This is a genomic window from Terrabacter aerolatus, assembly GCF_007991735.1.
In the GTDB taxonomy this organism is placed as follows: domain Bacteria; phylum Actinomycetota; class Actinomycetes; order Actinomycetales; family Dermatophilaceae; genus Terrabacter; species Terrabacter aerolatus.
On the sequence record NZ_BJYX01000020.1, the window covers coordinates 17162 to 38386 of the forward strand.

At 72.0% G+C, this 21225-nt stretch carries 20 protein-coding genes; 1 reads left to right on the forward strand and 19 read right to left on the reverse strand.

The genetic code is table 11. The annotated features are described in order from the left end of the window. The 6 genes from carA to efp form a co-directional block, all read right to left on the reverse strand. A complete protein-coding gene (carA, locus tag TAE01_RS16110) occupies window positions 1-1278 on the reverse strand; it encodes a glutamine-hydrolyzing carbamoyl-phosphate synthase small subunit (protein ID WP_246111407.1) in 1278 nt (425 codons plus the stop codon). 20 nt (window positions 1279-1298) lie between these two features. Continuing rightward, the gene (locus tag TAE01_RS16115) at window positions 1299-2636 is read right to left on the reverse strand and encodes a dihydroorotase (protein WP_147067833.1); all 1338 of its coding nucleotides are present in this window, start codon (window positions 2634-2636) and stop codon (window positions 1299-1301) included. Continuing rightward, window positions 2633-3634: an aspartate carbamoyltransferase catalytic subunit gene (locus tag TAE01_RS16120; RefSeq protein ID WP_147067834.1), complete on the reverse strand. Its 1002-nt coding sequence runs from the start codon at window positions 3632-3634 to the stop codon at window positions 2633-2635. Before TAE01_RS16120 ends, TAE01_RS16115 begins: the two co-directional genes overlap by 4 nt. After that, the gene (gene pyrR, locus TAE01_RS16125) at window positions 3631-4233 is read right to left on the reverse strand and encodes a bifunctional pyr operon transcriptional regulator/uracil phosphoribosyltransferase PyrR (protein ID WP_147067835.1); all 603 of its coding nucleotides are present in this window, start codon (window positions 4231-4233) and stop codon (window positions 3631-3633) included. The genes TAE01_RS16120 and pyrR overlap by 4 nt, the downstream gene beginning before the upstream one ends. Before the next feature lie 298 nt (window positions 4234-4531). Then, entirely contained in the window at window positions 4532-4945 is a 414-nt protein-coding gene (nusB, locus tag TAE01_RS16130; protein WP_147067836.1) for a transcription antitermination factor NusB, read from the reverse strand. 16 nt (window positions 4946-4961) lie between these two features. Further along, a complete protein-coding gene (gene efp / locus TAE01_RS16135) occupies window positions 4962-5525 on the reverse strand; it encodes an elongation factor P (RefSeq protein ID WP_147067837.1) in 564 nt (187 codons plus the stop codon). A 285-nt stretch (window positions 5526-5810) separates the two neighbouring features. On the opposite strand from efp, the gene TAE01_RS16140 reads away from it, so the two are divergent. After that, on the forward strand, window positions 5811-7868 hold the full coding sequence (locus TAE01_RS16140; protein ID WP_147067838.1) for a HelD family protein: 2058 nt from the start codon (window positions 5811-5813) through the stop codon (window positions 7866-7868). 39 nt (window positions 7869-7907) lie between these two features. On the opposite strand, the gene TAE01_RS16145 is transcribed toward TAE01_RS16140, so the two are convergent. The 13 genes from TAE01_RS16145 to TAE01_RS16205 form a co-directional block, all read right to left on the reverse strand. Next, a complete protein-coding gene (locus TAE01_RS16145; protein WP_147067839.1) occupies window positions 7908-8201 on the reverse strand; it encodes a hypothetical protein in 294 nt (97 codons plus the stop codon). A gap of 49 nt (window positions 8202-8250) precedes the next feature. Continuing rightward, on the reverse strand, window positions 8251-8688 hold the full coding sequence (gene aroQ / locus TAE01_RS16150) for a type II 3-dehydroquinate dehydratase (RefSeq protein ID WP_142178275.1): 438 nt from the start codon (window positions 8686-8688) through the stop codon (window positions 8251-8253). A 10-nt stretch (window positions 8689-8698) separates the two neighbouring features. Beyond that, window positions 8699-9826 (reverse strand): 3-dehydroquinate synthase, encoded by a 1128-nt coding sequence (aroB, locus tag TAE01_RS16155; RefSeq protein ID WP_147067840.1) that lies wholly within the window; start codon window positions 9824-9826, stop codon window positions 8699-8701. Beyond that, complete coding sequence (locus TAE01_RS16160; RefSeq protein ID WP_147067841.1) at window positions 9823-10353, reverse strand: shikimate kinase; 531 nt, start codon at window positions 10351-10353, stop codon at window positions 9823-9825. The genes aroB and TAE01_RS16160 overlap by 4 nt, the downstream gene beginning before the upstream one ends. Further along, window positions 10347-11567 (reverse strand): chorismate synthase, encoded by a 1221-nt coding sequence (gene aroC / locus TAE01_RS16165; protein WP_147067842.1) that lies wholly within the window; start codon window positions 11565-11567, stop codon window positions 10347-10349. Before aroC ends, TAE01_RS16160 begins: the two co-directional genes overlap by 7 nt. A 74-nt stretch (window positions 11568-11641) precedes the next feature. Further along, on the reverse strand, window positions 11642-12343 hold the full coding sequence (locus tag TAE01_RS16170) for a prepilin peptidase (protein ID WP_246111401.1): 702 nt from the start codon (window positions 12341-12343) through the stop codon (window positions 11642-11644). Window positions 12344-12351: 8 nt separating this feature from the next. Beyond that, window positions 12352-13224: a shikimate dehydrogenase gene (locus TAE01_RS16175; RefSeq protein ID WP_246111402.1), complete on the reverse strand. Its 873-nt coding sequence runs from the start codon at window positions 13222-13224 to the stop codon at window positions 12352-12354. A gap of 14 nt (window positions 13225-13238) precedes the next feature. Then, window positions 13239-14498 carry an endolytic transglycosylase MltG gene (gene mltG / locus TAE01_RS16180; RefSeq protein ID WP_147067845.1) on the reverse strand — a complete coding sequence of 420 codons (1260 nt, stop codon included), beginning with the start codon at window positions 14496-14498 and terminating at the stop codon, window positions 13239-13241. Beyond that, complete coding sequence (gene ruvX, locus TAE01_RS16185) at window positions 14495-15001, reverse strand: Holliday junction resolvase RuvX (RefSeq protein ID WP_147067846.1); 507 nt, start codon at window positions 14999-15001, stop codon at window positions 14495-14497. Before ruvX ends, mltG begins: the two co-directional genes overlap by 4 nt. A gap of 2 nt (window positions 15002-15003) precedes the next feature. Then, window positions 15004-17676 (reverse strand): alanine--tRNA ligase, encoded by a 2673-nt coding sequence (gene alaS / locus TAE01_RS16190; protein WP_147067847.1) that lies wholly within the window; start codon window positions 17674-17676, stop codon window positions 15004-15006. A 411-nt stretch (window positions 17677-18087) separates the two neighbouring features. Beyond that, a complete protein-coding gene (locus tag TAE01_RS16195; RefSeq protein WP_147067848.1) occupies window positions 18088-19134 on the reverse strand; it encodes an ABC transporter ATP-binding protein in 1047 nt (348 codons plus the stop codon). Continuing rightward, window positions 19131-20201, reverse strand: a complete 1071-nt coding sequence (locus tag TAE01_RS16200; protein ID WP_147067849.1) for an ABC transporter ATP-binding protein — start codon at window positions 20199-20201, stop codon at window positions 19131-19133. Before TAE01_RS16200 ends, TAE01_RS16195 begins: the two co-directional genes overlap by 4 nt. Then, the gene (locus tag TAE01_RS16205) at window positions 20198-21184 is read right to left on the reverse strand and encodes an ABC transporter permease (protein ID WP_222594157.1); all 987 of its coding nucleotides are present in this window, start codon (window positions 21182-21184) and stop codon (window positions 20198-20200) included. Before TAE01_RS16205 ends, TAE01_RS16200 begins: the two co-directional genes overlap by 4 nt. Between the last annotated feature and the right edge of the window lie 41 nt (window positions 21185-21225).

Sequence of the window (21225 nt, forward strand, 5' to 3'; positions counted from 1 at the left end):
TCATTTGCTCCCGCTCTGCTCTTGGCTCGCTTCGCTCGCGTGTTCGGCGCTCTCTTGCGTGGCGCCTTCCCTCCTCGGCTGGCTCGCTGCGCTCGCTTCGGTTGTCAGTCCAGGCGCCACGCGCGCCGAACCGTCCATCAGCTCCAGGAAGCGGTCGAAGAGGTAGGCGGCGTCGTGTGGGCCGGCCGCGGCCTCGGGGTGGTACTGGACGGAGTACGCCGGGCGGTCGAGGCACTCGAGACCCTCGACGACGTCGTCGTTGAGGCACACGTGGGAGACGCGCACGCGGCCGTATGCCGTGTCGCTGTCCTGATCGAGGGGCGCGTCCACCGCGAAGCCGTGGTTGTGGGCGGTCACCTCGACCTTGCCCGTCGTGCGGTCCATGACCGGCTGGTTGATGCCGCGGTGGCCGTACTTCAGCTTGTAGGTGCCGAAGCCGAGGGCCCGGCCGAGCAGCTGGTTGCCGAAGCAGATGCCGAAGAACGGGATGCCGCGGTCGAGCACCTCGCGCAGCAACGCGACCTCGCGCTCGGCGGTGGCCGGGTCACCGGGGCCGTTGGAGAAGAAGACGCCGTCGGGACCGGACTCCCCCACCGCGAGGACGTCCTCGATCGTGGCGGTCGCCGGCAGGACGTGCACCTCGATGCCGCGCTGCGCCATGAGCGCGGGCGTCATCGCCTTGATGCCGAGGTCGACGGCCGCGACGGTGAAGCGCTTCTCACCGACGGCGGGGACGGCATACGCCTCCGTCGTGGTGACCTCGGCCGCCAGGGCGGCGCCGGCCATCTGCGGGCTCGTGCGCACGGCCTCGAGCAGCTCGGGCTCGGGGCGGTCCGCGGCGTCGCCGCTGAAGATGCCGACCCGCATGGCGCCGCGCTCGCGCAGGTGGCGGGTCAGGGCGCGCGTGTCGATGTCGCAGATGCCGACGACGCCCTGGTCGACGAGCTCGTCCTCGAGCTCGCGGGTCGCACGCCAGTTGGACGAGCGGATCGCAGGGTCGCGGACGACGTAGCCGGCGACCCAGATGCGGGTGCTCTCGTCGTCCTCGGTGTTGACGCCGGTGTTGCCGACGTGGGGGGCCGTCATGACGATGACCTGGCGGTGGTAGCTCGGGTCGGTGAGGGTCTCCTGGTAGCCGGTCATGCCGGTGGAGAAGACCGCCTCGCCGACCGTCTCGCCGAGGGCGCCGTAGGACGCCCCGCGGAAGGTTCGGCCGTCCTCGAGGACGAGGGTCGCCGCCAGGCGCTCGCGACGCTGCCTCCCCTCGCGGCTCGGCACGGTCAACGGTGTCTGGGTGGTCACAGGTCTGCTCCCGAGGTCGTCGCGGTCGTCAGTTCTCGTCGGGTGCCCGCGCCGTTGCGGACGTCGTGGGTGACACGGCCCCGGTGGACCGTCGCGAGGACGGCTCCGCGCAGGGTGCGTCCGTGCCACGGGTTGTTGCGCGAGCGGCTACGGCTCGCCGTGGCGTCGACGGTGACCTCGCGGTCGGGGTCGACGAGGGTGAGGTGGGCTGGGCTGCCGACGGCGAGCTCCCTCCCCTGGTGGGCCAGTCCACCGATCCGGGCCGGTGCGCTCGACATGACGCGGGCGACGTCGGCCCAGTCGAGCAGGCCGGGTCGCACCATGACGTCGCTGACCACCGACAGGGCCGTCTCGAGGCCGAGCATGCCGAAGGCCGCGTCGACGAAGGCGTGCTCCTTGTCGTGCCGCGCGTGCGGCGCGTGGTCGGTCGCGACGGCGTCGATGGTCCCGTCGGCGAGGGCGGCGCGGAGCGCCTCGACGTCCTCGGCCGGACGCAGCGGCGGGTTGACCTTGTAGACGGGGTCGTAGCCGAGCAGGAGGTCGGTCGTCAGGGCCAGGTGGTGCGGCGTCACCTCCGCGGTGACGTCGATGCCCTGAGCCTTGGCCCATCGGATGACCTCGACCGTGCCGGCCGTCGACACGTGCGCCACGTGGACCCGGGAGCCGGTGTGGCGCGCCAGCATGACGTCGCGCGCCACGATCGACTCCTCGGCGATGCCGGGCCAACCGGGCAGCCCGAGGCGTCCGGAGACCTCGCCCTCGTGGCAGCAGGCCTCGCGGCCGGCGAGGCGCGGGTCCTGCGCGTGCTGGCTGATGACCCCACCGAAGGGCTTGATGTACTCGAGCGCCCGACGCATGATCCGCGCGTCGTGGACGCAGTGGCCGTCGTCGCTGAAGACGCGCACCTGCGCCCGGGAGCGGGCCATGAGGCCGAGCTCCGCGAGCTCGGCGCCCTCGAGCCCCTTGGTCACGGCCCCGACGGGCACCACCTCGGTGAGTCCGCAGGCGCGGCCGAGGTCGAGCACGCGCTCGGCGGCCTCGGCGGTGTCGGTGACCGGGCTCGTGTTGGCCATCGCGAAGACGGCGGTGAACCCACCGGCCGCCGCTGCCGCCGACCCCGTGGCGATGGTCTCGGCGTCCTCACGGCCCGGCTCGCGCAGGTGCACGTGGAGGTCGACGAGGCCCGGCAGCGCGACGAGGCCGTCGGCGTCGAGCACCTCGGCGCCGCTCGGGGTGGAGACCGAGCCCACCTCGGTGATGACGCCGTCCTCGACGAGCAGGTCGGCCGACTCGGTGCCGAGGAGCCGGGCGCCGCGGATCACGAGGCGGTTCATCGGACGGCTCCTTCGGTGGCGGTGACGGGCGGGACGGGCGCGGGCGTGTCGTCGCCCGCGAGCAGGTGGTAGAGCACGGCCATCCGGACCGCGACCCCGGCGGAGACCTGGTCGAGCACGACGGACTGCGGCGCGTCGGCGGCCTCGGGGGCGATCTCGAGGCCGCGGTTCATCGGGCCGGGGTGGAGCACGAGCACGTCGTCGTTGCGCGCCACGAGCCGCTCGAGGCGGTCCCGCGTCAGGCCGTAGCCGACGGTGTACTCGCGCGCCGTCGGGAAGTAGCCGCCGCTCATCCGCTCGCGCTGCACGCGGAGCATCATGACGGCGTCGACCGGCCCGTGCTCGCCCTCGCCGTCGAGCACGGGGTCGAGGTCCCAGCTCGTGGCGAACCCGTCGGCCGCGCTCCAGGCGCCGATGCCGCTCGGCATGAGGGTGGGCGGTGCGACGACGGTGACGCGGGCGCCCAGGGTCTTGAGGGTGATGACGTTGCTCCGGAAGACGCGCGAGTGGGTGAGGTCCCCGACGATGACGACGTGCTTGCCGTCGAGGTCCCCGAGCCGCGTCCGGAGCGTGTACGCGTCGAGCAGGGCCTGCGTCGGGTGCTCGTGGGTGCCGTCCCCGGCGTTGATGACGCTGCACCGCACCCACTGGGCCACCTGCTGGCAGGCGCCCGAGGCGTTGTGGCGGATGACGAGGGCGTCGACGGCCATCGCATCGACGGTCATGGCCGTGTCGCGCAGGCTCTCGCCCTTGCTCGTGGAGGAGCCCTTGGCCGAGAGGTTGATGGTGTCGGCCGACATCCACTTGCCCGCGATCTCGAAGGAGCTGCGGGTGCGGGTCGAGTCCTCGAAGAAGAAGTTGATGACGGTGCGGCCGCGCAGGGTGGGCACCTTCTTGACCTCGCGGCGCTGGAGGTCGTGCATCGAGGCCGCGGTCTCGAGGATGTCCTCGACCTCGGCGCGGCTGAGGTCGGCCGAGGAGATGAGGTGCTTCGTCATCGGGCGTCACCACCGCTGATGCGCACGACGTCGAGGCCGTCGACCTCGGCGACCCGCACGTGCACCCGTTCGGCGCTCGAGGTCGGCAGGTTCTTGCCGACGTGGTCGGCGCGGATGGGCAGCTCGCGGTGGCCGCGGTCGACGAGGACCGCGAGGCGGACCGCGCGCGGGCGGCCGAGCTCGGACAGCGCGTCGAGGGCCGCGCGGATGGTGCGACCGGAGTAGAGCACGTCGTCGACGAGGACGACGACCTTGTCGTCGATGCCGCCGTCGGGGATGCGGGACCGGTGCGCCGTGCGCACCGGGTTGCGGCGCAGGTCGTCGCGGTGGAGCGTGATGTCGAGCTCGCCGACGGGCACCGCGTGGCCCTCGACCTGCTCGATGCCGGCGGCGAGGCGACGCGCGAGAGGCACTCCCCGCGAGGGGATGCCGAGGAGCACGAGGCCCTCACTGCCCTTGTTGCGCTCGATCACCTCGTGACCGATGCGCCGCAGCGCCCGGGCGATGTCGCCCTCGCTCATGACGTCGCGAGCGTCCTCGGGGATGCTCGAGCGGTCCGTCGGTGACTGGGCAGATGCGTTCAGGTCAGGGCAGGACATCGCCGCTGGACCTCCTTCCCCGCCTCACAGGACGGTGGTTAAAGGATGTCTTCGCGAGGGAGTCTAACGCGGCGCCCGCACCGGCCCGACACCGGTCCGCCCCTCGGCACGTCGCCGCCGGGCTCCCCTACGGCAGGCCGCCGCCCGGTCCCCACCGTCCTCGGCCGGAACGCACGAAGCCACCCGCGGACGGGTGGCTTCGTGGCTGACCGGTGACCCGGCGCCGCCGACGTCGCGGTCGGGGAGGCGGTCGGGGCGGCGGTCGGGGTGGCGGTCGACGCTGCGTGGTCGGCGCAGCTCAGACGATGGTCGCCTTGACCTCGGCGAGACGCCCGAGGAGCCCGTTGACGAAGGCCGGGGACTCGTCGGTCGACAGCTCGGTCGCCAGGGCGACGGCCTCGGAGATGGCCACAGCGTCGGGGATCTGGTCGTTCCACAGCACCTCCCACGCGCCGAGGCGCAGGATCGCGCGGTCGACGGCGGGCATCCGCTCGAGGGTCCAGCCCTGGCTGTAGTCGGTCAGGGCCGCGTTGATGTCGTTCCACCTGGCCACCACGCCGCGCACGAGCTCCGCCGTGTAGGGGTTGTTCGCGGCCCGCGACTCGCTGTCGGTCAGCCGCTCGTCGAGGAGCGTCTCGGCGTTGAGGCCGCGCTGGTCCGCCTCGAAGAGGATGTCGAGGGCCCGCGTACGGGCCTTGCTGCGTGCTGCCAAGGGAGTTCGAGTCCGCTCAGTCGTTGACGCGGCCGAGGTACGACCCGTCGCGGGTGTCGACCTTGACGCGCGTGCCGGTCTCGAGGAAGAGCGGCACGTTGATCTGGGCGCCCGTCTCGAGCGTGGCCGGCTTGGTGCCGCCGGTCGAGCGGTCGCCCTGCAGGCCCGGCTCGGTGTGCGTGATCTCGAGGACGACGGACGCGGGCAGCTCGACGTAGAGCGGCAGGCCCTCGTTGGTGGCCACGAGCGCGTTCTGGTTTTCGAGCAGGTAGTTGGCGGCGTCGCCGACGACGGCCTCCGACACGTTGAGCTGGTCGTAGGTGTCGGTGTCCATGAAGACGAAGTCGGTGCCGTCCTTGTAGAGGTACTGCATCGTGCGCTTGTCGACGTTGCTGGTCTCGACCTTGGTGCCGGCGTTGAACGTCTTGTCGACGACCTTGCCGGACAGGACGGCCTTGAGCTTGGTGCGCACGAACGCAGGGCCCTTACCGGGCTTCACGTGCTGGAACTCGACGACGGACCAGAGCTGTCCCTCGATGTTGAGCACCATGCCGTTCTTCAGGTCGTTGGTCGAAGCCATCGTCACAAACCACTTTCGTATGCCGGCCGGCTCGGTCGGGTGCCCCTGGGCACGCCTGAGCCCCGGACGTTCAATTGACTTGGGGAGTTGCCGCACGAGTCTAGCCGGGGGTCCAGCGGATCGCGGAATCGCACGCACCCGGCACCGGCCTGCGCGGTGTAGCCTGACCCGTTCTCCCCGCTCCTCCCGCCACCACGACACACCGTGCAGATGGCAACCCACCGGCGTCCGATCCCGGTGGGTTGCCACCTGCTCGGTGTGTCCCGCTGCAGAAAGGTGCCTCGCGTGCGCTCGCCCGACCACGGACTCGACTCGGAGCTCGCCCGGGAGCAGGCCTACCTCGACGACGCGCGGGAACAGCTGGCGCGCATGCGCCGGCTCGCCGAGTCGCTCGACGCCTCGAAGGCGAGCGACGCGATCTCGGGAGAGGTCCTCGGCTGGGTGCTCGCGCGGCGCATCGCGTCGCTGCAGGACGACCCGCGCACGACGCTCTTCTTCGGCCGCATCGACGTCGACCCCGCCGACGGACCTGCCGAGCAGTTCCACATCGGACGGCGGCACGTCACCGACGAGGCGGGCGACCCCGTCGTCGTGGACTGGCGGGCGCCGATCTCGACGGCCTTCTACCGGGCCTCGCCCCTCGAGCCCATGGACGTCGTCCTGCGCCGCCGCTTCGGCGCCGACCGCGGACGCCTGACCGCCCTCGAGGACGAGCACCTCGGCGGCCCGGCGCCCTCGGACGAGGCGAACGCAGGCGGCGGCTCGATCCTCGCCGCCGAGATCGAACGGCCGCGCACGGGGCCCATGCGTGACATCGTCTCGACGATCCAGCCCGAGCAGGACGAGATCGTGCGGAGCGACGTCGCCGTCAGCGTGTGCGTGCAGGGCGCGCCGGGCACGGGCAAGACCGCCGTCGGTCTGCACCGCGCGGCGTGGCTGCTCTACTCCTTCCGCGAGCGCCTCGACCGCTCCGGGGTCCTCGTCGTCGGTCCCAACCGCGCGTTCCTCGACCACATCGGCGCCGTGCTGCCCTCGCTCGGTGAGGTGCGGGTCGCCCACGCGACGATCGAGACGCTCCTCGACCACGGTCGGGTGCGGGCCGACGAACCGGCCGAGGTCGCCACCCTCAAGGGCGACGAGCGGCTGGCGACGGTCCTGCGCCGGGCCGTGTGGTCGAGTCTCGTCCGGCCGTCGGAGGCGCTCGTGGTCCCGCGCGGCGTGCGCAAGTGGCGCGTGCCGGCATACGAGGTCGCCGAGATCGTCGACGAGCTCGCCGCGCGCGGCGTGCGCTACTCGGCGGCGCGCGACCTGCTCCCCCAGCGGCTCGCCCACCACGTCCTGCTCGAGATGGAGCGGGCCGGGGACGCCCCCGACGACCGGGTGCAGGACGCGGTCGCGAGGTCCGCGGCCGTTCGCGCGTACGTCTCGACCGTGTGGCCGGCGCTCGACCCGGCGGGTGTGCTCCACCGGCTGTGGTCCGACGCGGCGGCCCTGCGGGAGGCCGCCGGTGACGACCTCACCGACGCGGAGCAGTCGATGCTCTTGTGGGACAAGCCCGCCCGCACCAAGGGCTCGGCCCGGTGGTCGCGCGCCGACATGGCCCTGCTCGACGAGGTCGAGGACCTCCTGCGGCGCGAGCCCAGTCTCGGGCACGTCGTGCTCGACGAGGCTCAGGACCTCTCGCCCATGCAGCTGCGTGCCGTCGGTCGTCGGTGCTCGACCGGGTCGGTGACGGTGCTCGGCGACATCGCCCAGGGGACGACACCGTGGGCGACGGCGTCGTGGGGCGACGCGATGCGCCACCTCGGCAAGGACGAGCACGACCTCGTCGTCCTCGACCGCGGCTTCCGCGTGCCGGCCGTCGTCATCGAGTACGCCGCCCGCCTCCTGCCGCTCATGGCCCCCGGACTGGGCGCGCCCGTCTCGGTGCGCGACAACCCCGGACGGCTCGATATCCGGCCGGCCGGCGACGACGGCGTCCTGGCCGAGGCCGTCCGCGCCGTCAGGACCGCGTCGAGCACCGCGGGGTCGGTGGGCGTCATCGCGCCGGACGCCCTGGTCGACGCCCTCTCGACGGCACTCACTGCCACGGACGTGTCCCACGGCCGCCTCGACCGCGATCACGGCGACGACGAGGACCACCAGGTCGAGGTCGTGCCGGCCAGCGTCGCCAAGGGGCTCGAGTTCGACCGCACCGTCGTCGTCGAGCCGGCCGCCATCGCGGCGGCCGAGCCCGACGAGCGCACCGGCCTGCGCCGTCTCTACGTCGTGCTGACCCGCGCCGTGTCGGAGCTGACGATCGTGCACGCCGAGCCCCTCCCCGAGGCCCTCTCGCCGTCCTGACCACCCGAGGTCGCCACCTGCAGGACCCCGGCGGACCCGTCAGCCGAGCCCTCGGTGGGCGGCCCACCGCGCACCGGCTCGGTGCGCGGCCGCGTCGACGAGCGCCGCGAGCTCGGGCCGGTCGGGGACGGAGAAGGAGACGTAGGCTCCCCGCCCGCCGTCGACCGGACGCCCGTAGGCCTTGGCCGCGAGATGGCCGTCCGGCAGCATGCGGACGTTGAGGGTGTCGAGCCGGAACGTCTGGTCGCGCCGCGAGTCCGTCCAGCGCAGGGGCTCCGGGATGGTCACGTTGATCGCCATCGCGCTGATGACGAGGTCCTCGTCCTCACTCATCGGTCCAGACTGCCATCCGGGAACGAGCGTCGACGAGGCTGCGGCGGACTCAGACGAGGGCGCGGAGGGCCAGCAGGTAGGACTGCAGCCCGAACCCGGCCACCGTGCCGGTCGCGACCCCCGCGACGACGGACGTGTGGCGGAACTCCTCACGCGCCGCCGGGTTGCTCAGGTGCACCTCGACGAGGCTGCGCCCGCTCGTGGTCACGATGGCGCACGCGTCGCGCACGGCATACGAGTAGTGCGTGAAGGCCCCGGGGTTGAGCACGACGTCGGCGCCGACGTCGACGGCCTCGTGCAGCCAGTCGATGAGCTCGCCCTCGTGGTTGGTCTGGCGGCAGTCGGCGACGAGGCCGAGGTCGCGCGCCTCGCGTTGCACGGCCGCGTGCACGTCGTCGAGCGTGTCGGAGCCGTAGACCTCCGGCTCGCGCGTGCCGAGTCGGTTCAGGTTCGGGCCCGACAGGACGAAGACCGTGGGTGCCGTCATGCCGGGGAGTCTAGTGAGCGGGCGCGTCGGCATGCCGCGACACGAGTCCGTAGGCCGCCTGGAGCAGAGCGACGTCGGGGCCGGCGAGGCGGGTGGGCTCGGCCAGGCCGTCGAGCACGACGAAGCGCAGCGTCGAGCCGCGGGACTTCTTGTCACGGCGCATCGCGGTGAGCAGCGCGTCCCAGCGGCCGGCGGGATACGTCGTCGGCAGCCCGAGCGACTCGAGCACCGAGCGGTGCCGCGCGACGAGGGCGTCCCCCTCGGGGCCGGTGAGGTGGCCGGTGAGACGGGCGAGCTCGGCGACGTAGACCATGCCGACGCCGACCGCCTCGCCGTGCCGCCACGAGAACTGCTCGACCTGCTCGACGGCGTGGCCGAACGTGTGGCCGTAGTTGAGGACCTCGCGCAGCGAGCTCTCGCGCAGGTCGGCGGCGACGACCTCCGCCTTGACCCGGACGGCCCGCTCGATGAGCTCACGCAGGTGCGGGTTGGCGGCGCTGCGCGCCCGGTCGGGGTCGTCCGCGACGGCAGCCTCGACGAGGTCGAGGATGACGGGGTCGGCGATGAAGCCGCACTTGACGACCTCGGCGAGGCCCGCGACGAGGTCGGCTCCCGGCAACGTCGAGAGCACGTCGACGTCGCAGAGGACGCCGGCCGGGGGGTGGAAGGCGCCGACGAGGTTCTTCCCCTCGGCGGTGTTGATGCCGGTCTTGCCGCCGACGGCCGCGTCGACCATGCCGAGCAGAGTCGTCGGCACCTGGACGACGCGCACCCCGCGCAGCCACGACGCGGCGACGAAACCTGCGAGGTCGGTGACCGTGCCGCCGCCCACCCCGACGACGGCGTCGGTGCGGGTGAAGCCGGCCCGGCCCAGCTGCGCCCAGAGCGTCGCGGCGACCTCGGCCGTCTTCGCGGCCTCGGCGTCGGGCACCTCGGCGAGGTGCACGGCATACCCCTGCGCCTCGAGGGCGGCGGCGACCCGCGAGGTGAGCTCCGGCAGGGTCGGCGGGTGGACGACGAGGACACGCTCGACGTCGTCGCCGAGCAGGTCGCCGACCCGGTCGAGCACGCCCGCACCGATGACGACGTCGTAGTCAGTGCCGACGGGGATGGTCGTCGGCACGGGGGCACCGCTCACGCGCGGGCCGCCTCGAGCTCGGCGACGACGACGTCGACGACCTGCTCCGGGGTGCGTCCCGCGGTGTCGACCCGGACGGTCGCGACGCGCTCGTAGGTGGGCCGACGGTCGTTCATCATCCGCACCCACGACGCGCGGGGGTTGACCGACAGCAGCGGCCGCGAGCGGTCGAAGCCGATGCGCTTGCTCGCGTCGGCGATCGCGACGTCGAGGAACACGACGGCATGGCCGGCGAGCGCGGCCTCGGTGCGCGGGTCCATGACGGCCCCACCGCCGAGCGAGACCACGCCGGGCTCCTCGTCGAGCGCGCGCGCCACCTCGGCACGCTCGAGGTCACGGAAGACTGTCTCACCGTCGTCGACGAAGATGTCGGAGATCGAGCGGCCCTGGGCCGCCTCGATCGCGGCGTCGACGTCGTGGAAGGCGACGCCGAGCCGGGTCGCCAGCGCCCGGCCGACCGTCGTCTTGCCGGCGCCGGGCGGACCGACGACGACCGCGAGCGGCCGGGGAGGGGTCTGGTTCACCATGTGCGCAGCCCCTCTCGGATGCCGTCGAGGTATGCCGTGTGGTTGCGCGACGTCTCCGTGACCGAGTCGCCCCCGAACTTCTCGAGGCACGACGCAGCGAGCACCAGGGCGACCATGGCCTCGGCGACGACGCCGGCAGCGGGCACGGCGCAGACGTCGGAGCGCTGGTGGATGGCCGTCGCCGCCTCGCCGGTCGCCACGTCGATCGTGGAGAGGGCGCGCGGCACCGTGCTGATCGGCTTCATGGCGGCGCGGACCCGGAGCACCTGACCGGTCGACATCCCGCCCTCGGTGCCGCCGGCGCGGCCGGTCCGACGGGTGATGACGCCGTCGACGAGCTCCATCTCGTCGTGCGCCTCGGACCCGCGTCGACGGGCCGTCTCGAAGCCGTCGCCGACCTCGACGCCCTTGATCGCCTGGATGCTCATGAGCGCCTGCGCGAGCTGTCCGTCGAGCTTGCGGTCCCAGTGGACGTGCGAGCCCAGGCCCGGTGGCACGCCGTAGGCGAGGACCTCGACGACGCCACCGAGGGTGTCGCCGTCCTTCTTGGCGGCGTCGACCTCGGCGACCATGGCAGCGGAGCCCTCGGGGTCGAAGGCACGCACCGGGTCGGCGTCGAGGCGCTCGAGGTCGTCGGGGGTGGGGAGCGCGGCACCGGCGGGGACACCGGCGGTTCCGATCGAGACGGTGTGGGACACGAGGCGGATCCCGTAGGACTGGTCGAGGAAGCGGGCGGCGATCTCGCCGAGGGCGACCCGGGCCGCCGTCTCACGGGCGGAGGCCCGCTCGAGCACCGGGCGGGCGTCCTCGTGGCCGTACTTCTGCATGCCGACGAGGTCGGCGTGGCCGGGCCGCGGACGGGTCAGCGGCTTGTTGCGCGCGACCTCCTTCTCGGCGTTGACGTCGTCGGACGCGGCATACGCCTCGTCGCTGACGGCCTCGGGGCTCATCACGGTGGTCCACTTCGGCCACTCGCTGTTGCCGATGCGGACGGCGATGGGCGAGCCGAGGGTCCGTCCGTGCCGCAGGCCGCCGAGGAACTCGACCTCGTCCTGCTCGAACTTCATCCGGGCACCGCGGCCGTAACCGAGGCGTCGGCGGGACAGGGCGGCCTGCAGGTCCTTCGCGCCGACCTCGACCCCCGTCGGGAGGCCCTCGATCATGGCCACGAGTGCGGGACCGTGCGACTCACCGGCCGTCAACCAACGCAACATGACCCGATCCTCCCATGCGCCGAGGGAGCGCCCCCGACCCGCCCGCTCCGCGGGACCACGGCCCGGCTCGAGCGTCAGAACGGGGTCTGCACCTGCACGACGAGCGAGATGAGCAGCCCGAGCAGCATCCAGGGACCGAAGGCGATGTCGTCCCTGCGCGAGCCACGGCGCAGGAGCAGGCGGGCGACGCCGTAGACCCCGGCGAGGACGAACGCGGCATACGAGGCGACGAGGGTCGTCGAGACCCCGACGTAGCCCGTCGCCAGCCCCACGAGTCCGGCGAGGGTGACGTCGCCGTAGCCGAAACCGCTGCCCAGCAGGGCCGCCACGACCGCGAGGGCGAAGTAGATCCCCCACAGCACGGCGCCCGTGACGGCCGCGCGGCGCAGCGCGTCCCAGTCCCCGGAGGCGAGGGAGGCCAGCGCGAGCTGGGCGACGAGCAGGGGGTAGGCCGGGCGCGTCAGTCCCCGAGGCAGGCGGTGCACGTCGGCGTCGATCCAGGCGAGGGCCACGGCCACGAACGCGAAGCCGAGGTACGCGGGCGTCAGGGCCCACTGCGACAGCGGGCCGAAGCGCCACCCGAGCAGTCCCCAGAGCAGTGCGACCGCGACGGGCACGACGAAGGAGGACACCCTCGGCGGCGGCCCGGTCTCGTCCTCGATGCGGTAGCCGCCCGAGGCGAGCCGGCGCCGCAGCACCTCCCCGACGAGACCGCCGGCCACGACGAGCGCGGCGACGAACCACCACGGAGCCCCGGCGGAGGGGGCCCACGTCATCGGAGGGATCACCGGTGGGACCGTCGATCCCGCTCGGCCGCCGACAGGGCCGCCCGGAGGGCGGACGCCATCGCCTCGAGCGGGGCCTCCCGGCCCGTCATGAGGCGCACCTGCTCACCGGCCTGGTGCAGCAGCATGTCCGTGCCCTCGGCCACGGCCCATCCCTGCGCCCGAGCCGCCTGCTGCAACGGAGTCTCGCCGTCGCCGTAGACGACGTCGAGCAGCACCGGGCGTCCGGCGCCCGGCCTGGCCCGGGGCAGACGGTCGAGGCCGGGAAGGGCCGACGGAGGGACGGTGCTGACGACGGCGGCGACGTCGGTCGCGGCGTCCCACTCCCCCATCGCCACGGTCTCGACGTGCAGCCCGGCCGAGGCCGCCTGGTCGAGGGTCTCGGGGCGCACGCGGTCCCGGACCATGAGCACGACCCTGGCACCGGAACCCCTCGCAGCCGCGGCCGTCGTCACAGCGGCCAGTGCGGAACGCGCCGTCGCGCCCGACCCGACGACGAGGACGTCGGACGGGTCGTCGCAGCCGGCGTTGCGCAGCGCCATGGTGATCCCGTGGACGTCGGTGTTGTGGGCGGTCCACCCCGCCTCCGGGCCGGCCTCCCGAACGAGCGTGTTGGCCGCCCCGGTCGCGGCGGCGACCGGGGTGGCGACGGCAGCGCTGTGCAGGGCGACCTCCTTGAGCGGCATCGTCAGCGACAGCCCCACCCACGATCCGTCGAGGCCCGACAGGGCGTCGCCGAATCCGGCCTCGTCGACCTCGCGACGGTCGTAGGTCCAGTCGTGCAGGTCGAGAGCCGCGTAGGCGGCGCGGTGCAGCACCGGCGACAGCGAGTGCCCGATCGGGCTGCCCCACACCGCACAGCGCCGGGCCACGCCGGTCGCCTCGCTCAGCACTTGCCCTTGTTGTCGGCGCACCACTTCTGGAACTCGGCGACGTTGCGCTGGTGCTCCGCGTAGGTGGCGGCGAACTTCGTCTCGCCCGTGTCGAGGTTGACCGTGACGAAGTAGAGCCACGGGCCTGCCACGGGGTTGGCGGCCGCCTTGAGCGCACTGTCACCGGGGTTGGAGATGGGTCCCGGCGGCAGCCCCGGGAAGCGACGGGTGTTGTAGGGGTTGCTGCTGTCGAGCATCTGCTGGGTCGGGACGCCGCGCTTCTTGAAGATGTAGTTCACGCTCGAGTCGAAGCCGAGCGACATCTTGGCCGCGAGCCGGTTCTCGACGACGCGGGCCACCTTCGAGCGGTCGGCGTCGTTCTGCGCCTCCCCCTCCACGAGGCTCGCGATGGTGACGACCCGCTCCATCTGGTCCGGCGGGATCTGCAGGGCGTCGAGCCGCTTCGTCGACTCGGCCACCATCTGCTTGAGCTGGTCCAGCGCGGTCGAGGTGGGGCCGAACTCGTAGCTGGCCGGGAAGAGGTAGCCCTCGATGTTGCCCTTGGCCGACGGCGGCAGGCCCAGCTGGTCGACCTGCTTCGAGGCCGCGACGTACTGGTCCACCGGGATGCCGGAGACCTTCGAGAGCCGGTCGTAGATCTCGTCGGCCCAGAGCCCTTCGGGGATGACGACGCGGGTGATGAGACGGTTCTTCGGGTCGACGAGGAAGGCCAGGGCGTCCGACGCCTTCATCTGCTTCTTCATCGTGTAGACCCCGGGCTGGATGCCGGCGCTCCGCGGGTCGTTGTTGGCGGCGTCCACGAAGGCCTTGGTCGACTTCACGACGTCCGCGTCGACGAGGGCCTTGGCGATGGCCGTGCCGCCGGAGCCGGCGTCGATGGTCACGCGGACCTCACCGGTGCCGGGACCGGGGTAGTCGTTGGACTCGAGGAAGCCCTCGACGACGGGCCGGAGCGCCTTGTAGGCCACGGCGACACCGCCGCCGATGACGGCGAGCGCGAGCACGATGACCACGAGACGCCGGAAGACCGACGGCTTGCCGCGGGGCACCCCCGACGTCGCGGTCTTGCCTCGCCTGCCCGACCGCCGGCCGCCGCGCTTGCGCGAGGCGAGCTCCTGCTCACGCAGCTCGCGACGGCTGAGCGGGGGCGCGGCGTGCGTCTCCTCGAGGTGGTTGACGTCGTCGACGTGGTCGAGGTGCTCGACGGTGTCCTCGTGGTCGCCGAAGATGGATGACTCGAGATGGTCCTTCATCGACGACGTTCCTTCTTCCGTTTGCCCCCCGGCGTGACGGTCTCCCCCGGAGGGCGGCCCGACAGTGACTCCGTGTCGAGAGCCGACTGCAGGATGAGCACTGCGGCTGCCTGGTCGACGACGGCCCGTTGCCCCCGACCCGGGACGCCGCTGTCGCGTAGTCTGCGGTGCGCGTCCACGGTGGTCAAGCGTTCATCGACCATCCGCACCCCCACCGTACCCAGTCGGGCCGCGAGCCGACCGGCGTAGTCCCGGGCGATGCGGGCCGCCTCGCCCTCCTCGCCGGAGAGCAGTCTGGGCAGCCCCACGACGACCTCGATGGCCTCGAGCTCGTGCACGAGGACCACGATCGCCTCGACGTCGCTGTCGGTCTCGACGTCGCGTGGGAGGGTGCGCACCGGGTGGGCGAGCACTCCCGTCGCGTCCGACGCGGCGACGCCGACGCGGGCGTTGCCCACGTCGACGCCGACACGTGTCCCGGTGCGGGAGCGAGGGTCGGTCAAGGTCAGGCGCCCCGGTTGCGCAGGTGGTCCTCGACGGCGCCGAGGGCGGCCGAGACCCGCGCCGGGTCGGTGCCGCCACCCTGGGCCAGGTCGTCCTTGCCGCCGCCACCGCCGCCGAGGGCCTGGGCGGCGAGCTTGACGAAGGCTCCGGCCTTGAGACCGGCCTCGCGGGCCCGCTCGTTGGTGGCGACGATGACGACCGGGCGGCCGTTGGCGACCGACGCCATCGACACGAGCACGGGCCGGTCGTTGCCGAGGCGTCCGCGGACGTCGGTGACGAGCTTGCGCAGGTCGTCTCCCGTGACGCCGTCGCCGGCGTCGTGGCTCACGAAGGTGACGCCGCCGATGTCGCGGGCGGACTGCACGAGGCCGGTCGCCGCACCGAGCACCTGGCTCTGGCGCACGGCCGCGATCTCCTTCTCGGCGTCGCGCAGCCGCCCGAGGATGGCCGCGATGCGGTCGGGCAGCTCGTCGCGCCGCACGCCGAGGGTGTCGGTGAGCTGGCTGACGATCGTCGCCTCACGAGCGAGGTGGGTGTAGGCGTCGGCACCGACGAGGGCCTCGACCCGTCGCACGCCCGAACCGATCGAGCTCTCGCCGAGCAGCTTGACGACACCGATCTGGCCGACGCGGGGCGTGTGCGTGCCGACGCACAGCTCACGGGACCACTCGCCGATCGACACGACGCGCACGCGTTCGCCGTACTTCTCGCCGAAGAGCGCCATGGCGCCGAGCTTCTTGGCGGCGTCGATGGCCATGATGTCGGCGGTGACGGGCAGGTCGTCGAGGAGCACGGCGTTGATCCGGCCCTCGATCTCGTGCATCGCGGCTGCCGGGACGGCCTGCAGCGACTTGAAGTCGAAGCGGAGGCGACCGGGCGAGTTCTCCGAGCCGGCCTGCGTCGCGGTGTCGCCGAGCTCGTCGCGCAGCGCCTGGTGCACCATGTGCGTCGCCGTGTGGGCGCGCGAGATGGACCGGCGGCGCGCGACGTCGACCTCGGCCTCGGCATCGGCACCGACTCCCGCCTCGCCCTCGAGCACCGTGGCCCGGTGCACGACGAGGCCGGTGATGGGCCGCTGGACGTCCGTGACCTCGAGGAGGGCGCCGTTGGCCAGCCGGATGCGTCCGTGGTCGGCCTGCTGCCCGCCGGACTCCGCGTAGAGCGGCGTCCGGTCGAGGACGATCTCGACCTCGTCGCCGGGGCCCACGCGGTCCACGACGACACCGTCGCGGATCAGGCCGCGGATGCGGGTGTCGGTCAGGGTCTGGTCGTAGCCGGTGAACTCGACGTCGTGCCCGAGCGTGTCGGACAGCTGCCGGTACACGCTGGTGTCGCCGTGCGCCGACTTCTTCGACCGCGCGTCGGCCTTGGCCCGGTCGCGCTGCTCGCCCATGAGCCGACGGAAGCCGGGCTCGTCGACCTGCAGGCCCTGCTCCGCCGCCATCTCGAGGGTGAGGTCGATCGGGAAGCCGTAGGTGTCGTGCAGCGCGAAGGCCTCGGCCCCGCCCAGGGTGCTCGACCCCGACGACTTGGCTCGCGCCACCGCGGTGTCGAGGATCGTCGTGCCCGAGCTCAGGGTGCGCCGGAAGGCCTCCTCCTCGGCATACGCGACCTGGCTGATCCGGCTGAAGTCGGTCTCGAGCTCCGGGTAGGACGCCTTCATCCGCTCCATGCTGACGGGCAGCAGTTGCTCGAGGGTCGGCGCGTCGACACCGAGCAGGCGCATCGAGCGCACCGCGCGGCGCAGCAGGCGGCGCAGGACGTAGCCGCGGCCCTCGTTGCCCGGGGTCACGCCGTCACCGATGAGCATGAGCGAGCTGCGCACGTGGTCGGCCACGACGCGGAAGCGCACGTCGTCCTCGTGCGCAGCGCCGTAGCGCCGCCCGGTCAGGTCCTCGGCGGCCGCGATGACCGGGAAGACCTCGTCGGTCTCGTAGATGTTGTCGACGCCCTGGAGCAGGAACGCGACGCGCTCGAGGCCCATGCCGGTGTCGATGTTGCGCTTGGGCAGGTCCCCGACGATGTCGAAGTCCTCCTTGGACCGGACGTTCTCGAGCTCGTACTGCATGAACACGAGGTTCCAGAACTCGAGGTAGCGGTCGCCGGCCTCCCAGTCGCCGTCGGCGCCGTACTGCGGGCCGCGGTCGAGGAGGATCTCGGAGCACGGGCCGCCGGGGCCGGCGACACCCATGTTCCAGTAGTTGTCCTTGCGCCCGAGTCGCACGATGCGGTCGTCGGACAGGCCCGCGACCTTCTTCCACAGCGCGATCGCCTCGTCGTCCTCGTGGTAGACGGAGGCGTAGAGGTCCTTCTCGTCGAAGCCGAGACCGCCCTCGGACTGGCTGCGCGTGATCAGCTCCCACGCCAGCTGGATGGCGCCTTCCTTGAAGTAGTCGCCGAAGGAGAAGTTGCCGTTCATCTGGAAGAACGTGCCGTGCCGCGTGGTCTTGCCGACCTCCTCGATGTCGAGGGTGCGCACGCACTTCTGCACGCTGGTCGCGCGGGTGAACTGCGGGGTCTCCTGGCCGAGGAAGTACGGCTTGAACGGGACCATGCCGGCGTTGACGAACAGCAGGTTCGGGTCGTCGTGCACGAGCGGCGCGCTCGGCACGATGGTGTGGCCGTGGCTGCCGAAGTACGAGAGCCAGCGACGCCTGATCTCAGCGGTTTCCATGATGGGTCCTTGGGGTCGACGGGTGTGGTCTGCGGGAGGCCGGTCCCCCGCCGACGGCGGGCGGACAGGCGGGCGGGGCGGGGTCAGCCTCGCGCCTCAGCGGGGCGCGGCTGGCCCCCGGGGAGCTCGCCTCGCCGGCTCCAGACCGTCGACACGGCTGCGCCTGGGTCCCTTCTGGGCCACGTTCATCGTCCTTCGATCGTCTGCGCACGCTCGCGCCGAGGTACGTCAACCCTAACGGACCTCGTCGGGCGCGTCCCACCACCTTTGCCCGGTATGCCGGGTGGTGACGTCCGTGTCGCGACCGGCGGACGGGCCCGGGGCGCCCGTCCGGACCGGTGCATGTCGCTGGGCCGGCCCCCGTGCGGGAGCCGACCCAGCGGCACACCTCGTGCTCGTGCGCGTCGGCCGTCAGGCCGGCACCTCGGCGACGAGGTCGGTCTTGACCTCCGGGAAGTGGCAGGCCTGCAGGTGCACGCCGCCCTCGCGGAAGGCGCGGGTCGCCTCGTCGGCGGTGGCCGACAGGAGCGGCGGCTCCTGCTGGGCGCAGATGTCCTGCGCCTTCCAGCACCGCGTGCGGAAGCGGCAGCCGCTCGGCGGGTCGATCGGGCTCGGCACGTCACCGACGAGGCGGATGCGCTCCTTGGGGGCGATGCCGCGGGCGACGTTGATGTCGGGAGCCGCCGAGAGCAGCGCCTGGGTGTAGGGGTGCTCGGGAGCCTCGTAGATCTTCTTCTTGTCGCCGTACTCGACGATCTTGCCGAGGTACATCACCGCGACCTGGTCGCAGAAGTGGCGCACGACGCCGAGGTCGTGCGCGACGAAGATGAACGCCAGGCCGAGCTCGTTGCGGAGCTTGGCGAGCAGGTTCATCACCTGCGCCTGGATCGAGACGTCGAGGGCCGAGACCGGCTCGTCGGCGATGATGAGCTTCGGCTCCACCGCGAGGGCGCGGGCGATGCCGATGCGCTGGCGCTGGCCGCCGGAGAACTCCGACGGGTAGCGGTTGATGTGCTCGGGGTTGAGGCCGACGAGCTCGAGCAGCTCCTGGACGCGGGCCTTCTCCTTGCCCTGGTGCAGGCCGTGCACCCGCAGCGGCGTGCTGAGGATGGCTCCGACCGTCTGCCGCGGGTTGAGCGAGGAGTACGGGTCCTGGAAGATCATCTGCACGTCGCGGCGGATGTCGCGCAGCTCGTGCTCCTTGAGGTGCGTGATGTCACGCCCCCCGAACTCGATGACCCCTGCGGTCGGCTCGTCGAGCCGCGTCACGAGACGCGACGTCGTGGACTTGCCACAGCCGGACTCGCCGACGAGGCCGAGCGTCTGGCCCTCCTTGACCGTGAAGCTGATGCCGTCGACGGCCTTGACCGTCGCGCGGACCATCCGCAGGCCCTGGACCTCGCGGAAGGGGAAGTGGCGCTGGAGGTCGGTGACCTTGAGCAGGGTCTGGTCGCTCATCGGGCTTCCTCGTCGTGCTTGAGGGTGGCCACGGGATCGGCCAGGTGGCAACGGATCTCGCGGTTGGACAGGCCCGGCGTCGGGCGCCACTCGGGCAGCTGGGTCCAGCAGGCGTCGCCGTCCACCTGGCTCTTGAAGTCGCAGCGCGGGTGGAAGGAGCAGCCGGTCGGCAGGTTGAGCAGGCTCGGCGGCGTGCCCTTGATGGCGCGCAGCTCCTCGAGGTCCTCGGAGTGCGACGGCAGCGACTGGAGCAGGCCGTAGGTGTAGGGGTGCGACGGCTGGGCCAGCACCTCCTTGGCACTGCCCTTCTCGACGCCGCGACCGGCATACATCACGAGGATGTCGTCGGCCGTCTCGGCGACGACCGCCAGGTCGTGCGTGATGAGGATGACCGCCGAGCCGAACTCCTTCTGGAGGTCGTTGACGAGGTCGAGGATCTGGGCCTGGACCGTGACGTCGAGGGCGGTCGTCGGCTCGTCGGCGATGAGCAGCTTCGGGTTGTTGACGAGACCGAGGGCGATCATGGCGCGCTGGCGCATGCCGCCGGAGAACTCGTGCGGGTAGGAGTTGGCCCGCCGCTGCGGGTTGGGGATGCCGACGAGGTCGAGCATCTCGACGGCCCGCTTGAGCGCGACCTGCTTGCTCACCTTGTGGTGGGCCTGGTAGGCCTCGGCGATCTGCTTGCCGACCTTGTGGAACGGGTGGAGCGAGCTCTGCGGGTCCTGGAAGACCATCGCCGCCTTGGTGCTGCGGATCTTCTGGAAGGTCGAGGCGGGGGCGCCGACGAGCTCGATGCCGTCGAGCTTGATGCTGCCCGTGATCTTCGTGCGCTTCGGGTTGTGCAGGCCGAGCACCGCCATGCTGCTGACGGACTTGCCCGAGCCCGACTCGCCGACGATGGCGAGGGTGCGTCCGAGACGAGCCTGGTAGGTGAGGTTGGAGACCGCCTTGACGACCCCCTCCTCGGTGGGGAAGGCGACCGAGAGGTCGGCGACGTCGAGGACGACGTCGCCCGCGTCGCGGGCCTCCGCGCTCTGCGTGGAGATGGTGTTGACGGTGGCGGTCACGACAGCCTCACTCGCGGGTCGATGAAGGAGTACGCGATGTCGACGACGAGGTTCATGACGACGACGACGACGGCTCCGATGAGAACGGTCCCCATGATGACCGGGAGGTCGAAGGCCTTGAGCGCGGCCAGGCCGCGACGGCCGATGCCGTCGACACCGAAGATCTGCTCGGTGATGAGCGTTCCGGTGAGCAGGGCCGCGATGTCGAGACCGAGGATCGTCGCGATGGGGCTCATGGCCGCGCGGAAACCGTGCTTGAACAGGACCGTCCGCTCGTTGATGCCCTTCGAGCGGGCCGTGCGGATGTAGTCCATCGAGAGCGTCTCGATCATCGAGTTGCGGGTGTAGCGCACGTACGACGCCGACGTGACGAACCCGAGGATCAGTGCCGGCGCGAGCATGCCGAGGAAGTACGGGCCCACCCCGGCGCTGATCGCGGAGTACTGCGGCAGCACGTTCCAGAGGATGACGGGGTAGAGCGCGACGAGCAGCGCGAGGACGTAGTACGGGATCGAGCCGAGCACCTGCGAGGCGCCGACGAGCCCGCGGTCCGTCGCGGAGCCGCGGCGCACGGCGGCGATGATGCCCAGCGTGACGCCGACGGTCACGAACACGACGGCGGCCATGAGGGCCAGCACGACGGTGTTCGGGAAGCGGGTGAAGAGCTCGTCGTTGACCGAGCGGCGGGTCACGAACGAGAAGCCCAGGCAGGGGGCGCCGCAGTGGACGGTGTCACCGGCATACAGGAAGTCGCGGCCGACGAAGAGCCCCTTGAAGTACTCGAGGAACTGCACCGAGAGCGGCTTGTCGAGCCCGATGCTCTGCGTGATCTGCTGCAGTCGCTGCGGGTTGCAGCGGGTCTCCGGACACATGGCCTGGGCGGGGTCGGAGGGGCCCGCGAAGAACAGCAGGAACGCCGAGACCAGCGTGGCCAGGATGACGCTCAGGGCGAGAGCCAACCGCCTGAGGATGTACGTGAGCACGTTTTGCCTTCCAAACGAGGTGGGCGCCGGTGGTGGGGGCC

Excerpts from the sequence above, each read along its gene's own strand:
- TAE01_RS16115 (WP_147067833.1), bottom strand. The coding sequence starts at position 2,636 with ATGAACCGCCTCGTGATCCGCGGCGCCCGGCTCCTCGGCACCGAGTCG.
- TAE01_RS16120 (WP_147067834.1), bottom strand. The coding sequence starts at position 3,634 with ATGACGAAGCACCTCATCTCCTCGGCCGACCTCAGCCGCGCCGAGGTC.
- pyrR (WP_147067835.1), bottom strand. The coding sequence starts at position 4,233 with ATGTCCTGCCCTGACCTGAACGCATCTGCCCAGTCACCGACGGACCGC.
- efp (WP_147067837.1), bottom strand. The coding sequence starts at position 5,525 with ATGGCTTCGACCAACGACCTGAAGAACGGCATGGTGCTCAACATCGAG.
- TAE01_RS16145 (WP_147067839.1), bottom strand. The coding sequence starts at position 8,201 with ATGAGTGAGGACGAGGACCTCGTCATCAGCGCGATGGCGATCAACGTG.
- aroQ (WP_142178275.1), bottom strand. The coding sequence starts at position 8,688 with ATGACGGCACCCACGGTCTTCGTCCTGTCGGGCCCGAACCTGAACCGA.
- TAE01_RS16160 (WP_147067841.1), bottom strand. The coding sequence starts at position 10,353 with ATGGTGAACCAGACCCCTCCCCGGCCGCTCGCGGTCGTCGTCGGTCCG.
- aroC (WP_147067842.1), bottom strand. The coding sequence starts at position 11,567 with ATGTTGCGTTGGTTGACGGCCGGTGAGTCGCACGGTCCCGCACTCGTG.
- TAE01_RS16170 (WP_246111401.1), bottom strand. The coding sequence starts at position 12,343 with ATGACGTGGGCCCCCTCCGCCGGGGCTCCGTGGTGGTTCGTCGCCGCG.
- mltG (WP_147067845.1), bottom strand. The coding sequence starts at position 14,498 with ATGAAGGACCATCTCGAGTCATCCATCTTCGGCGACCACGAGGACACC.
- alaS (WP_147067847.1), bottom strand. The coding sequence starts at position 17,676 with ATGGAAACCGCTGAGATCAGGCGTCGCTGGCTCTCGTACTTCGGCAGC.
- TAE01_RS16195 (WP_147067848.1), bottom strand. The coding sequence starts at position 19,134 with ATGAGCGACCAGACCCTGCTCAAGGTCACCGACCTCCAGCGCCACTTC.